Raw genomic sequence first — 13,584 nt, 5'->3', positions numbered from 1 at the left:
GGGGTGGTCCCCATTGGGGTCAACCAGAAGACCCAGTACGCTCTGAGGGCCCTATATGAGCTATCGGTTCAATACCGGGCGGGGCCAGTGAAGATAGCCCGCATAGCGGAGGCCCAACGGATACCCAGGAAGTTCCTGGAGGTGATCCTGTCGGAGCTGAAGGCCATGGGCTACGTGGAGTCCCTCCGGGGGCGGGAGGGGGGCTACGTGCTGGCCCGTCCACCCTGGGAGATATCCATCGGGGACGTGATCAGGGACGTGCAGGGGCCCCTCTCGCCGGTGGATTGTCTCATAGGGCGGGGGGGTTGCAGGCTCTCGGGCCAGTGCAGCTTCAGGCCTCTTTGGGCTAGGGCTGCCAGGGCCCTGGAGGAGGTCTACGACGGCACCACCTTCCAGGACCTGGTGGATGGGATAACAGCAGAGGAGGTAAGCGAAGATGAGTAGGCGGGTCTACATGGATCACTCGGCCACCACCCCGGTGGATCCCAAGGTGGTGGAGGCCATGGTGCCCTTCTTCACCGAGCACTACGGGAACCCCAACAGCCTGCATGGCTGGGGGAAGGAGGCCCGATCCGCCATGGACCGGGCGAGGGGTCAGGTGGCGTCCCTAATAGGGGCGGAGCCCAAGGAGATCATATTCACCGGCGGCGGGAGCGAGGCGGACAACCTGGCCATAAAGGGCGCCGCCTGGGCCATGAGGGACCGGGGCAGGCACATAATAACCAGCGCCATAGAGCACCACGCGGTGCTGGACGCCTTCAAGTGGCTGGGCAAGAACGGGTTCGAGGTGACGGTGCTGCCCGTGGACCGGGAGGGGCTGGTCTCCCCCGAGGACCTGAGGGGGGCCATAAGGCCTGACACCACCCTGGTGTCCATCATGTTCGCCAACAACGAGATCGGCACCGTCCAGCCCATCGGGGAGCTGGGGGGGATCTGCCGGGAGCGGGGGGTGCTCTTCCACACCGACGGGGTCCAGGCGGCGGGTCACATGCCACTGGACGTCCGGTCCTTGCCGGTGGACATGCTGACCATGGCGGCCCACAAGATGTACGGTCCCAAGGGGATAGGGGCCCTGTACGTCCGGAGGGGCATAAAGCTCACCCCCCTGATCCACGGGGGAGGCCAGGAGTTCGGCCTCAGGTCCGGCACGGAGAACGTGCCTTTGGTGGTGGGCTTCGGCATGGCGGCGGAGATGGCGGCTGAGAGGCTCTCAAAGGGGGAGCACGAGCGGGAGGCCCAGCTCCGGGACCGGCTTATCGAGGGGGTGCTCTCGTCGGTGGAGGACTCCTTCGTCACCGGAAGCAGGACCCATCGACTGCCCTTTCACGCCAGCTTCTGCATCCCCCGGGTGGAAGGGGAGGCCATGGTGTTGCGGCTGGACTTCGCCGGGGTGGCGGCCTCCAGCGGGTCCGCCTGCACCTCCGGCAGCCTTGACCCCAGCCACGTGCTATTGTCCATAGGGCTCCCCCACGAGCTGGCCCACGGGTCGCTGCGGCTCACCCTTGGGAAGGACACCACCCAGGAGGACGTGGATCACGTGCTGTCGGTCCTTCCCCCCATAATAAAGACCCTAAGGGACATGTCCCCCTACAAGAAGGCGTAAGGAGATGATCTGTCATGGCCTATAGCGAGAAGGTGGTCCAGTACTTCATGAACCCGGTGAACGTGGGGGAGCTGCCCGACCCGGATGGGGTGGGGGAGGTGGGGAACCCCAAGTGCGGGGACGTGATGAAGATATACCTCCGGATAAGGGATGGTAAGATAGAGGACGTAAGGTTCCAGACCTTCGGCTGCGCCGCCGCCATCGCCACCAGCTCCATGGTGACCGAGATGGTGAAGGGCAAGACCATCGATGAGGCCCTCAATGTGACCAACAAGGACGTGGCGGAGGCCCTGGGGGGCCTGCCACCGGAGAAGGTCCACTGCTCCCTCCTGGCGGAGCAGGGCATAAGGGCCGCCATCGAGGACTACCTGAGGCGCCAGCGGGGTGAGTCTCCGGAGCCCACGGGGGGGAGCTGCTTCTCCCACCACGAAGACGAGGAGGGGATGGAGAGCCGTGCCGCGGACTGAGGGGAGGGTCACGGCGGTCTGCTTGTCCGAATCCAAGGGGACCGTCAAACACCGGGTGGACCAGGCCCGGATCCTGGAGGGGTTCGGCCTGGAGGGGGACGCCCACGGGGGTGACTGGCACCGACAGGTGAGCCTGCTGGCCCAGGAGGACATCGACATGATGGCAGAAAAGCTGTCCAGCATAGTGAACGGCAGCTTCGGGGAGAACATTGGGGTGAGCGGCATAGACCTGTCTTCGCTGCCCATCGGCACCAGGATCCAGGTTGGGGAGGCGCTGCTGGAGGTTACCCAGATAGGCAAGGAGTGCCACACCCGGTGCCAGATCTACCACACCACCGGGGACTGCATAATGCCCCGGAGGGGGATCTTCTGCCGGGTGCTCCGGTCCGGGCTGGTGCGCACCGGCGACCCGGTCACGGTCCTAGACTGAGGGTCCGGGAAGGGTTCGAGGGGGGCCATGGCCACCCTCGAACCCTTCCCTTAGATCCGACGACGGCTCTCTACTGGGCGTCCATCTCCCTGAGCGCCCGGCGGCTGACCTTGCCGGTGCTGGAGATGGGCAGCTCCGGCAGGATCACCACCTTGCGGGGCACCTTGAAGTGGGGCAGCTTATCCTTGGCGAAGTCGATGATGTCCCTCGGCGAGGCGGAGGCCCCCTCCTTCAGCACCACGAAGGCCTTTACAACCTCACCGGTCATGCTGTTCCTCTCCCCCACCGCCACCGCGGCGGCCACCGCCGGGTGCTCCAGGAGGCATAGCTCCACCTCCTGGGGGTAGACGTTGAAGCCCCCAACGATGATTATGTCCGTGGCCCTGTCCAGGATGGTAACGTAGCCGTCCGGGTCGATCCGGACCACGTCGCCGGTGTTGAACCAGCCGTCCCTGAACCGGGCCTGGGTGTTCTCCCGGTCCCTGAAGTAGCCGGCGGTCACCGACGGTCCCTTGACCCACAGGACCCCCTCGCTCCCATCCTCCAGGAGGTTGTCGTTCAGGTCCCTTATCTGCCACTCGTAGCCCTTTACTATGGGGCCCACGGTGCCCAGCCGGCGCTTATCGTAGCTTCGGTTCACCGCCACCACAGGAGAGCACTCGGTTAGCCCGTATCCCTCCAGGATGGGGGCCCCCAGCAGCTCGCCGCACCGGCGGTCCATCTCCACGTTCAGCTTGTCCCCCCCGGAGATGACGAAGTTGACCCCCCGAGGCCGCTCACCACCCCTGGCCACGGAGCCCACCAGCATGGATATCATGGTGGGGACCGCGATTATCCCCGTGACAGCCGCCGCGTTGATGGCGGCCAGCGCCTGATCCGGGGGGATGAAGGAGGGAATGATGGCCTGGGATATCTCACCGATGAGGGGCAACATCCCCGCCACGCTGTAGCCCAGGGTGTGGAAGTTGGGAAGGGCGTTCAGGAGCACCTCCCCGGGGCGGAGGAACTCCACGTGATCTATCACGGCGGTCACGTTGCTCATTATGTTCCGGTGGGATATGGGGACCGCCTTCGGGAGGCCGGTGGTGCCCGAGGTGCTGAAGATCACCGCCACGTCCGGCAGGTCCAGCTGGGAGGCCCCCCGGCCGGTGAAGGGCCGCAAGGGCCCCTCCAGGCCACAGGGGGACGAGGGTATCCCCGCCTGCTTGAGCCCCTCCCCTATCTCCGGCCGGTCCTCCATGAAGGCCACCCCGTGGAGGTCCAGCATCGATATGAGCCTCATGAGCCCCTCGAAGCCGGACCGGAGGTTCAGGGGGGCCACCGCCCCGCCCAGGCTCCAGGCCGCTATGGAAAGGGCCAACACCATGGGGCAGTTGGGCATCATGAGCCCCAGCCTCATACCCTCCCGGAAACCCGATTCCTCCAGGGTCCTCCTGGAATGGACCACCAGGTCCGCCAGGTCCCGCCTGGTCCTCCACTGGCCCTTCCACCAGTAACAGTTGGTCCCCGGGGACTCCTCAAGCTTGCCCTTCAGGAACTTCTCCAAACGATCCATGGACTCTCCCCTCTCGCATCTTCTACAAACGGCATTTTTTAATTATAGCATCTTCAGCGGCCCCTCACCCATATCCTCCGCTGGAAGGCGGGGCCCCGGTCGCCCACGTATATGAGCGCCATGGCCTTGCTGGAGGGGGCGTGGATCGATGGGTCTATGGTGAGGGTGGCGTGCACCAGCGGCACCGACCTGGTGTCCGCCAGCGCATACCTTATGCCCTCCGGCCGGTAGGAGGAGGCCCTGGATATGGCGTCCGCCGCCCACCGGACCCCGTCGTAGCTCAGCACCGCCGGGGCCACCAGATCCCGGGGCAGCTGCTCCTTGTACCTCTGGCGGTAGGCCACCACGAAGGGCTGGACGTACACGTCCCCGGGGGCCAAATCGTCCAGCCACCAGCTGTTGCGAAACGCCTCCAGGTGGGCCTCCCTGGGAAGCCCCAGCCCCACCAAAGGGCCCCTGAAGCGGAGCCTCAGGATCCTCGCCAGGTCCACCAGCCGGTGATCGAACACCAGGGCCACCACCGCCGAGTCCGACTCAGCCAGGGCCGCCTCGTCCAACACCCGCTGGAGCTGGTCCAGGGATCCCTGGGACACGTCGAACCGGTTGGCCACCTCCCCACCGGCGGCGGGGAAGGCGGACTCGAACCGGCGCTGGGCCTCCACGGACCTGGGGCTTCCACCGTCGAAGACCAGCAGGACCCGGCGCCGGTTCAGCCCCCTGGAGACCAGGTGGGCCAGGGACCTGCCCTCCACGTTGGGCCCCGCCAGGAGGGCGAACATGAAGGGGTTGGGCTTGTAGGGGCTAACCGCCGGCACCTTGGGATCCTTGGCGTCCAGCGCTATGACCGGCGTAAGGGTGGACTGGCTCCAATTCACCAGCTCCAGGGCCCCCGCGTCCCCCACCGCCGCCACCACCACGTGGGGCCTGGTCTTGGCCTTCATCCGGTCCGCCATCTCCGCCGCACCGGCCCCGTCGGGGGCGAAGGAGTCGAAGCCCAGGAGCCTCACCCGATAGCCCCTTATGCCCCCCTGAGCGTTAACCTGCTCCACCGCCAGCTGCCCGGCCCTCAGCATGGCCTGCCCCGCGGGGCCCCCAGGACCGGTCAGGGGGGCCATCAGGGTTATCCGGAACTCCCCCCCCTCGGGCCTCCGGTCCGCCAACATCCGGTAGACCCCGAACGACAGGGCGGCGAAGAACCACAGGAGCCCCATGACCGCCCACAAGATCTGGCTGGGAGAGAGCATTGGCCTCCGCCGGGGCACCCCCTCCAGGTCCACCACCCGCGACCGGGTCACCTCGGAGCTGGACCCGTAGTGGCGACGGGACAGCAACACCAGGCCGGAGGAGGCCCATCGGGCGGTCTCCGGGTCGATCCCGAACCGATCCACCATCGCGTCCGCCACCACCGCCCCCATGGGGGAGCTGAGGGGCATGGAGTAGCCCACCTCCCGGGCGGTCCGGACCGCCATCACGAAGGGGAAGAACCACTCCCGGCCTGCTCCCCACTCCCCCTCCAGCAGATGCTGAAGCCTGTCCGGGTCCTCCAACAGCTCCCGGCCGTACCTGTCCAATATCTCCCCTATCCGGTCTAGCGCCATCGACTGGTCCAAAGGATCTCCCCCATCTCCAAGCTTAAGTCCAATTTTATACCACCCGATAAAGGGACGGGAGCCGGGCCCCTAGAGGTGTGCAAATCTTTTGTTTTTCATATATACTTAAGTCCGGATAGAATCACACGGGGGACCTCCCCAGGGAGGAATCGGAAGTGAAGCATACCGCCAGCTACAGAAGGACAGTCCCAGTGGAGGAGATAGCGTCCTACCCGGACGCGGTGTTCGTCAAGAACATCTTCAGCTCCTCCGGAAGCGCCCTCTTGGTGCCCAACAAGGTCCCCATAGGGGAGATCCTGGGCAAGTTCAGGAACCCGGAGCGGCTAGTGTCGTCCCTCAAGGCGGAGGGGATAGACCAGGTGGAGCTGGAGTTCTCCCACCGGGTGGACAAGGGGGTCATGAGGGAGCTGCTCAAGCAGATCGACTCCTCCTTCGAGACCGTGGACCCCAAGGTGAGCCAGGAGGTGAGCGACACCCTGTCGGAGGTGTTCTCCAGGCTCACCATAGACCAAAAGTTCAACTTCCCCAAGGGGGAGGTGGACCGGCTGGGGAACATGCTGGGTGACGAGATCCGCAGGACCAACCAGATCCTCTACTCCCTGGCCTCGGCGGACCGGGCGGACAGCTACACCCACACCCACAGCCTCAACGTCTCGCTCCTGGCGGGATACCTGGCCAAGAGGCTCTGCGAGATCAACCGATGCCAGGAACCCGTGGTGGACAAGGCCATAAGGGCGGGGCTGCTCTTCGACCTGGGGAAGACCGCCATCCCCAAGGAGGTGCTGGACAAGTCGGAGCCCCTGTCCGACCAGGAGCGGGCGCTGATCCGCCAGCACCCCCTCCACAGCGAGCGGATCGCCCGGGAGTCGGGGGTGGACGACCCGGACATCCTGCTGGGCATAAGGCACCACCACGAGCGGTGGGACGGCTCCGGATACCCGGACGGCCTCACGGAAAAGGACATCCCCTTGATCGCCCGGATCCTGGCGGTGGCGGACACCTTCGACGCCATGACCAGTGACAGGTCCTACAAGCAGGCGGTCTCCGCCAAGGCGGCCTTCAACTTCGTCATGAGCGCCAACGAGACCCACTTCGACCCGGAGGTCTGCAAGGTGTTGCTCAGCGGCATGGGCATATATCCCCCGGGATCGGTGGTGGAGCTGTCGGACGGGACCATCGGAACCGTGGCGGCATCCACGGAGGGGAACCTGTTGCAGCCCAAGATAATGGTCAAGGAGCCCGACGGGACCACCAGGATAATCGAGCTCCACAAGGAGGTCCACCGGAAGCTGTTCATCAAGCGGGCGCTGGACGTCTAAGATCGATCGAGTCCGAGATCAAATCAAGCCCGGGGGCCCCATGGGCCCCCGGGCCGCATCCGGGCCTCAGCGGCGGCTGAAGGTACTCCGCATGATTAGCTCCCGATCCCTAACCGCCATGGAGCCGCGGCTCATCACGTGGACCGGCCGGAGGTCCTGGTCCACCACCAACAGGTCCCCGTCGAAGCCCTCCGCCACCGAACCCTTCCGGGGCAGCCGGTGGAAACGGGCGGGGGAAGAGGTGGCCACCGGGACCGCCCTCTCCAGCGGCACCCCTTCGGACAGGACCGAGTCCCGAACCTCCTCCCAAAGGGAGCCCACCCCTCCAACCGTCAGCCCACGCAGGTTACCCTCCGGGTCGAAGTCCGGCAGGCTACCCTGTCCGTCGGAGCTGAAGCAGATCCGCTCCACCGGCACCCCCGCATCCAGAAGCCGCCGCAATCCCAGGGAGCACTTCACCTCCCCCTCCGCCAGGAAGACCGGGGTGGTGCTGGTGGTGAGGTCCACCACCCCGCCCTCCAGGGCGTAGGCCACCGCCTCATCGAACAGCTTCGGGTTCCGGTTCACGTGGGTGGGGATGAACTGATCCACCGGTATCTCCGTCTCCCGGGCGGCCCGGCGGAGCATCTCCAACCCCCTGGGCCCGTCCCCCATGTGGACGTTCACCTTGCCGCCGAAGCCCTTGAGCATGCCCCCTACCCGGGCGGCGGCGGCCAGACGAACGAACTCCTCGAAGGAGGGCTGGCTGGACCGGTGGTCCGACAGAGCCACCTCCCCCACGCCGATCACCGCCTCCACCAGGGCTATGTCGGACCGGATGCTGCCCGTCAGGGTGGCCACCGGCAACTGGTAGGACCCCACCATGACCCAGGCGCTCATCCCCTCCGCCGCAAGCCCCCTGGACTTGGCCACCAGGGAGGCCACCGACCGGGTAACGTCGTCGGTCCCGAGTACCCCTATCACGGTGGTGACTCCGGACCTGAAGGCCTCCTCCACCGACAGCTCCGGAGTCCTGGTGGCGGGGCCACCCTCGCCGCCGCCCCCCAGGATGTGCACGTGGTTGTCGATCAGCCCCGGCAGGACCACGAGCCCCGAGACGTCCACCACCTCCAGGTCCGGCAGGCACACGCCCCCCAGATCCCCCACCGCCGCTATCCTCTCCCCCACGCAGAGCACATCGCATCTCCCCAGGGGCTCGGGGGAGAAGACATCCCCGCCTCTCAAAAGATAAGACCTCAAATCCGATCCTCCCTCCCAGGGGCCCTTCGGCCCCTCCGGTGTCTCTTCTCCCCTTCGAACATGTCCAGAAACAGGGCCTCCCGCCCTCCGAAGGCTATCCGGTAGCCCCGGGTGCTCCTCAGGTGCTCCTCCGCCGCCCGCCGGGCCCCCTCCGGATCCCGCCTCTCTATGGCGTCCACTATCCGCCGGTGCTCCAGGAGGCTCTGGGATCCCCCGTCCTCCGACGGGGGGAGGAAGTCGATCAGGGCGTGGACGTAAAGCTGGCTCCTCCAGTAGACCAGCTTGAAGGCCTTCATGAGGTAGCCGTTCCTCGCCATCCGGGCCACCGCCATGTGGAACTCGTCGTTGGCGGCGCAGTAGCCCTCCACGTCCCCCAAGTTGGCCAGGGCCTCCTCCTTGGCGTTGATGGCCCTAAGGCACCCTATGTCCTCCCCGGTGGCGGCCAGTGCCGCCTTCTGGGCCATGAAGCCCTCCAGCACCTCCCGGGCGGAGAAGACCTCCGTCATGTCCTCCCGGGTGAGCCTGGGTATCAGGTAGCCACGCCGCCCCTCCTCCCTCACCAGGACCCCGTCGGACACCAGGGCGGACAGGGCGTGCCGCACCGGCGTCCGGCTGAGCCCCAGCTCCTCCGCCAGGGCCGGCTCGGTGAGCCGGTCCCCCGGCAGGTACCGGCGGCTCACTATCCGGGACAGGACGTGGGATTCCACTTTCTGCATCGCCCCCAGTTGATCCTCCAACTGCCCCCCTCCCATCTATGGATCCAATATGCTATTATTGGATCCATTATAGCGGGCCATACGCCCAAATCAACCCCAGGGAGGGGGGAAGCGCTGCGGGGTGGGCGGACCTGAAAACCGAGAGAGGGGGATGTTCATGAGCGGACCGGAGTCTAAGAACAAGACCACTTGGATGCTGGACACGTACATCATAATCTTCCTTGTGGTGGCCTTCATGGCGGCGTTAACCTACGTGGTACCGGTGGGCAAGTTCGAGACCCACGAGATCAAGTACACCATGTCGGGGAAGGAGAAGACCCGGACGGTGCTAAAGCCCGAGTCCTTCACCATCGTGAAGGACGAATCTGGCAACCCGCTCAAGAAGGGGATAGCTCTCTTCGAGCCCGGCGGGGAGGTGGGCTTCCTCAACTACGTGTTCGAGGGGCTGGTGTCCGGGGACAAGTGGGGTTCCGCCGTGGGTGTGGTGGCCTTCATCCTGGTCATAGGCGGAGCCTTCGGGATCATACTGAGGACCGGAGCGGTGGAGAACGGCATAATGACCATCATAAGCAGGCTACAGGGGAAGGAGATCCTCCTCCTGCCGATCCTCTTCGTCCTCTTCTCCCTGGGCGGGGCGGTCTTCGGCATGGGGGAGGAGGCGATACCCTTCGTGATGATCCTCTGCCCCGTGTGCGTGGCCATGGGCTACGACTCCATAACCGCCATCCTGGTCTCCTACGTGGCCACCCAGATAGGGTTCGCCACCAGCTGGATGAACCCCTTCAGCGTGGCCATAGCCCAGGGGGTCAGCCAGATACCGGTCCTGTCCGCCGCGGGCTTCAGGATCGCCATGTGGAGCTTCTTCACCCTCTTCGGCATCGGGTACACGCTTCGCTACGCCAAGAAGGTAAAGGAGAACCCCACCTCCTCAATCTCCTACAAGACCGACGAGTTCTTCCGCAAGGACATATCGGAGCACAGCTCCAGGGGGGGCAACTTCACCCTGGGACACGGTCTGGTGGTGTTCACCGTGGCGCTGGGCATCGTGTGGGTCATCTGGGGCGTGGTTGAGGAGGGCTACTACATCCCGGAGATAGCCACCCAGTTCTTCGTAATGGGGCTGGTGGCGGGAATCATCGGGGTGGTCTTCAGACTGGAGGGCATGAAGGTCAACGACATAGCCGTCAGCTTCCGCAAGGGGGCGGAGGACCTGGTGGGGGCCGCCCTGGTGGTGGGCATGGCCAAGGGCATCGTGTTGGTCTTAGGCGGCACCGACCCATCCACCCCCACGGTGCTCAACACGGTGCTTCACTACGCCGGCGAGGCCTTCAAGGGGCTGCCCGCGGCGGTCTCCGCCTGGCTCATGTACATATTCCAGTCCTGCTTCAACTTCTTCGTGGTCTCCGGCTCCGGCCAGGCGGCGCTCACCATGCCCCTCATGGCGCCCCTGTCGGACATATTAGGAGTCTCACGCCAGGTGGCGGTGCTGGCCTTCCAGCTGGGGGACGGGTTCACCAACCTCATAGTCCCCACCTCCGGGGTGCTCATGGCCTGCCTTGGCGCCGCCAGGATGGACTGGACCCAATGGGCCCGGTGGCAAATAAAGTTCCAGGGACTGCTTTTCCTGTTCGGCTCCCTCTTCGTGGTGGGAGGAGTCGTAATGGGCCTAAAGTAGCGGAAACGGCGGGCCGGGAGGGACTTGCCCCTCCCGGCCGCTCGTTTAAGCGCCACCTGGAAGCGCTACATTGCGGCCTTGAAGACCTCCACCGCCCGCTGGGGCACGTAGACCTTGCCCGTTATGGGGGACAGGACCGACAACCCACCGGTGCTAACAACCCTGCCGCCAAGGCGCATCGTGCTCTTGCTCAGCGGGATCTCAGCCCTGACCCTGCCCCTCTCCACCACCAGGACCTGATTGTTGGGATCCGATTTATCCAACCTGACCGAGGCACCCATGGAGCCGAAGACGGCAAAGGCGTCCACGAAGAGCCTAGAGGTGGCCTCATCCAAGTTCACCCCCATCTCCCGGGCACAGATCCTGGCTATGTCGGTGTTCTCTATGGTCTTGAGCGGCTCCTTGAGACCATAGTAGTTTATGAAGAGGTCCTCTCCGGTGTGGCCATTGGTGGTCCACCCGATGGGGCTCCGCCTGGATAGGATGGGGCCCAGGACGTAGTTCATCCGGCCCTTCTCGGCCTGGGCTATGGCCTTCACCTCGTCATCCGTCAGATCCGTGATCCCGTAGTTGGAGGCCACCACCTCCCGGATACCCGACTCGGTCCTCTGGTCTCCCAGCAACCGCTCAACCCCCTCACCGGTCAGCCTGGCCCGCCTCAAGGGCTCCACCAGGGCGTTCAGCGGCAGCTTGGAGTAGCTGGCGTCGGTGACCTTGCTGCCCAGCGACATGCCTCCGTTCCCGTGGTCGGAGAAGACCAGCACCGCCGTGTCCCCGCTCCTCCTGGCGAAGTCCAGGGCCACCAGGACCGCGTCGTCGAAGGCCAGCACGTCGGACACCACCCCCACCGGGTCGTTGGCGTGGGAGGCCCAGTCTATCTTGGATCCCTCCACGAAGAGGAAGAAGCCGTCCGGATCCTTGGATAGGATCTCTATGGCCTTGGCGGTCATCTCCGACAGCGAGGGCTGGGATGGGGTGAGCACCGGACGGTCAAACTCGTATGACAGGTCGTCCGGGGCAAAGAGGCCCAAAACCCTGCCGGAGCTCAGCGACATCATGCCGGAGCGATCGGACACCACCCGGTAGCCAAGTCGCCGGGCCTCCTCCATAAGATCCTCCCCATCCTTCCGGGCACCCCCCTTTTCCGCAGGGATAAGGTATCGGCTGCCCCCGCCGAAGATCACGTCCATCCCCAAATACAGCTGCTGCTCCCCTATCTCGTTGTAATCGTTTCGATCGGGCCAGTGAGACGAATAAGCGGCAGGGCTGGCGTGCTGCACGTTGGAGGTGACCACTATACCGGTGGCCTTGCCGGCCAGCTTGGCGGCCTCTAGGACGCTGGCCACCGGACGGGCCTTGGTCTCCTCCGTGACCGCCGGCACGCCGGGCATGGCTACCGACCAGGGCATTACCCCTATGGCCTTGTCGCTGGCCTTGTGGCCGGTGGCAAAGGCGGTGGCCGCCGGGGCCGAGTCGGTTATGAGGCTCTCCGCCCCCCAGGTGCGCACCCGCCCCACGTACATCTGATCCATGGCCAGGGGACCCCCCTTGTACCAACGGGCCACGGTGGTGTGGGTGGCACCGGTGCCATCACACATCAGGACTATGACGTTCCTGGCCCTGGCGTCCGCCGGGGCGGTCACCAGCAACAGGGCCAACAGCATCACCCAACATCGGATCCTTCGAACCATCCCTACCTACCTCCTCCTCGACTTTGATGCCCCCACTCTACAGGACAAGCGTAACGATATATTAACCAAAAGGCTAAGGAAAGATCAACGGCCCGCCACCATGAACTCCTTGGGGAAGGAGTTGAGCACCTGGCACCCCTGGGGGGTGACCGCCACCAGGTCCTCGATCCGGACCCCCATCAGGCCCGGTATGTAGATCCCGGGCTCCACGCTGAACACGTTCCCCGCCTCCAAGGGGTTGGAGTTGCCCTCAACTATGTAGGGCCCCTCGTGGACCTCCAGGCCTATCCCGTGCCCCAGGCGGTTGAGGAAGAACTCCCCGTAACCGGCCCGGGATATCACCTCCCGGGCGGCCCGGTCCACCATTTGGGCCTCCACCCCGGTACGGACCGCCGCCAGCCCCGCCAGTTGAGCCTCCAGCACCACCCGATATATCCGTCTGGCCTCATCGGATGGATCCCCAACGAAGAACGTCCTGGTCATGTCGGAACAGTAGCCCTTGAAACGGCACCCAAAGTCCAACACCGCGCAGTCCCCCTCCCGGGCCACGCCATCGCCCCCCGAGTAGTGGGGCATGGAGGCGTTGGCCCCGAAGGCCACGATGGGCTCGAAGGAGGGAACCACCCCCATCTCCTCAAAGGACCTCAGGATCAGGTCCCGCACCTGTCTCTCGGTGACCCCGGGGCGAAGGCTCTCAAAGACCCGCCACATCACCCGGTCAGCCATTTCCGATGCGGACCTCATGAGATCCAGCTCCCCCGGATCCTTGACCCGCCGCAACGGATCCATCACCTTGGAGCCGTTGACGTAGCGGGCCCTCACAACCCCCATGGCTTCTATCAGATCCACCGCCCTCATGCCGGAGTTGATCCCTATCACCTTGCCCACCAGTCCCAGGGAGGCACAGCCCCGGGCAAAGGCCCCCAAAAAACCCTCCCGGTCGTCCCACACGAAGAGGGGTATCCCCTCCAGCCGCTCCCCCATCTCCTGCCGGTAGAGGAGCGGCACCAGGCCGAAACAGCCGGCTCCGGAAACCATCAGCCCCTTGCACCTCTCGTCGGGGAACAGCTCCAGCCCGGTCAGGTACGTGAGATCCCCCGATGGACCAAGGAAGATCCCGTCCATCCCCTCCTCACTAAGCCGCGCGAGAAGCCCTTCGATCCTGTCCCGCCTCAAATCCCCCACCTCCAACAGATTGATGCTCCAATGATACATCACACCCGCCCAAGGGGGAGCATTAAAGGATTTTTTGGGTGCCCTATGGCCATATTGAAACTTA

Annotated in this window: 12 protein-coding genes; 6 read left to right on the top strand and 6 right to left on the bottom strand. The window is 65.1% G+C overall.

Going from position 1 to position 13,584, the window contains the following annotated elements:
• Positions 1–3 precede the first annotated feature (3 nt).
• From TACI_RS01030 to TACI_RS01015, 4 genes are read left to right on the top strand one after another with little or no spacing between them, the layout of a single operon-like run.
• Entirely contained in the window at positions 4–444 is a 441-nt protein-coding gene (locus TACI_RS01030) for an RrF2 family transcriptional regulator (protein WP_012868963.1), read from the top strand.
• A complete protein-coding gene (nifS, locus tag TACI_RS01025; protein ID WP_012868962.1) occupies positions 437–1,603 on the top strand; it encodes a cysteine desulfurase NifS in 1,167 nt (388 codons plus the stop codon). The genes TACI_RS01030 and nifS overlap by 8 nt, the downstream gene beginning before the upstream one ends.
• Positions 1,604–1,617: 14 nt before the next feature.
• Positions 1,618–2,070 (top strand): Fe-S cluster assembly scaffold protein NifU, encoded by a 453-nt coding sequence (gene nifU, locus TACI_RS01020; RefSeq protein ID WP_012868961.1) that lies wholly within the window; start codon positions 1,618–1,620, stop codon positions 2,068–2,070.
• Positions 2,057–2,500 (top strand): MOSC domain-containing protein, encoded by a 444-nt coding sequence (locus TACI_RS01015; RefSeq protein ID WP_012868960.1) that lies wholly within the window; start codon positions 2,057–2,059, stop codon positions 2,498–2,500. Before nifU ends, TACI_RS01015 begins: the two co-directional genes overlap by 14 nt.
• 70 nt (positions 2,501–2,570) lie before the next feature.
• Here the strand turns inward: TACI_RS01015 and TACI_RS01010 are convergent, their stop codons facing one another.
• Together TACI_RS01010 and TACI_RS01005 are read right to left on the bottom strand one after the other, a co-directional pair.
• Complete coding sequence (locus tag TACI_RS01010; RefSeq protein ID WP_012868959.1) at positions 2,571–4,055, bottom strand: AMP-binding protein; 1,485 nt, start codon at positions 4,053–4,055, stop codon at positions 2,571–2,573.
• A 53-nt stretch (positions 4,056–4,108) separates the two neighbouring features.
• Positions 4,109–5,665, bottom strand: coding sequence for an ABC transporter substrate-binding protein (locus TACI_RS01005; protein WP_012868958.1), 1,557 nt, complete (start codon positions 5,663–5,665; stop codon positions 4,109–4,111).
• Positions 5,666–5,820: 155 nt separating this feature from the next.
• On the opposite strand from TACI_RS01005, the gene TACI_RS01000 reads away from it, so the two are divergent.
• On the top strand, positions 5,821–6,984 hold the full coding sequence (locus TACI_RS01000) for an HD-GYP domain-containing protein (RefSeq protein ID WP_164925084.1): 1,164 nt from the start codon (positions 5,821–5,823) through the stop codon (positions 6,982–6,984).
• Positions 6,985–7,050: 66 nt separating this feature from the next.
• Here TACI_RS01000 and iadA read toward each other — a convergent pair whose 3' ends face one another.
• Together iadA and TACI_RS00990 are read right to left on the bottom strand one after the other, a co-directional pair.
• Positions 7,051–8,223 carry a beta-aspartyl-peptidase gene (gene iadA / locus TACI_RS00995; protein ID WP_012868956.1) on the bottom strand — a complete coding sequence of 391 codons (1,173 nt, stop codon included), beginning with the start codon at positions 8,221–8,223 and terminating at the stop codon, positions 7,051–7,053.
• A complete protein-coding gene (locus TACI_RS00990; protein ID WP_012868955.1) occupies positions 8,220–8,960 on the bottom strand; it encodes a GntR family transcriptional regulator in 741 nt (246 codons plus the stop codon). Before TACI_RS00990 ends, iadA begins: the two co-directional genes overlap by 4 nt.
• 136 nt (positions 8,961–9,096) lie before the next feature.
• On the opposite strand from TACI_RS00990, the gene yfcC reads away from it, so the two are divergent.
• On the top strand, positions 9,097–10,614 hold the full coding sequence (yfcC, locus tag TACI_RS00985; protein ID WP_012868954.1) for a putative basic amino acid antiporter YfcC: 1,518 nt from the start codon (positions 9,097–9,099) through the stop codon (positions 10,612–10,614).
• A 65-nt stretch (positions 10,615–10,679) separates the two neighbouring features.
• On the opposite strand, the gene TACI_RS00980 is transcribed toward yfcC, so the two are convergent.
• Together TACI_RS00980 and TACI_RS00975 are read right to left on the bottom strand one after the other, a co-directional pair.
• Positions 10,680–12,305, bottom strand: coding sequence for an alkaline phosphatase (locus TACI_RS00980; protein WP_012868953.1), 1,626 nt, complete (start codon positions 12,303–12,305; stop codon positions 10,680–10,682).
• A gap of 84 nt (positions 12,306–12,389) precedes the next feature.
• The gene (locus TACI_RS00975) at positions 12,390–13,520 is read right to left on the bottom strand and encodes a M24 family metallopeptidase (protein WP_012868952.1); all 1,131 of its coding nucleotides are present in this window, start codon (positions 13,518–13,520) and stop codon (positions 12,390–12,392) included.
• Positions 13,521–13,584: the final 64 nt, after the last annotated feature.

This window comes from Thermanaerovibrio acidaminovorans DSM 6589 (assembly GCF_000024905.1).
Taxonomy (GTDB): Bacteria; Synergistota; Synergistia; order Synergistales; family Synergistaceae; genus Thermanaerovibrio; species Thermanaerovibrio acidaminovorans.
This window is presented reverse-complemented; position numbering and strand designations above follow the sequence as displayed.

Coding starts and splice junctions, on each gene's coding strand:
- nifU (WP_012868961.1), top strand. CDS start 1,618: ATGGCCTATAGCGAGAAGGTGGTCCAGTACTTCATGAACCCGGTGAAC.
- nifS (WP_012868962.1), top strand. CDS start 437: ATGAGTAGGCGGGTCTACATGGATCACTCGGCCACCACCCCGGTGGAT.
- TACI_RS00980 (WP_012868953.1), bottom strand. CDS start 12,305: ATGGTTCGAAGGATCCGATGTTGGGTGATGCTGTTGGCCCTGTTGCTG.
- TACI_RS00975 (WP_012868952.1), bottom strand. CDS start 13,520: ATGTATCATTGGAGCATCAATCTGTTGGAGGTGGGGGATTTGAGGCGG.
- TACI_RS01010 (WP_012868959.1), bottom strand. CDS start 4,055: ATGGATCGTTTGGAGAAGTTCCTGAAGGGCAAGCTTGAGGAGTCCCCG.
- yfcC (WP_012868954.1), top strand. CDS start 9,097: ATGAGCGGACCGGAGTCTAAGAACAAGACCACTTGGATGCTGGACACG.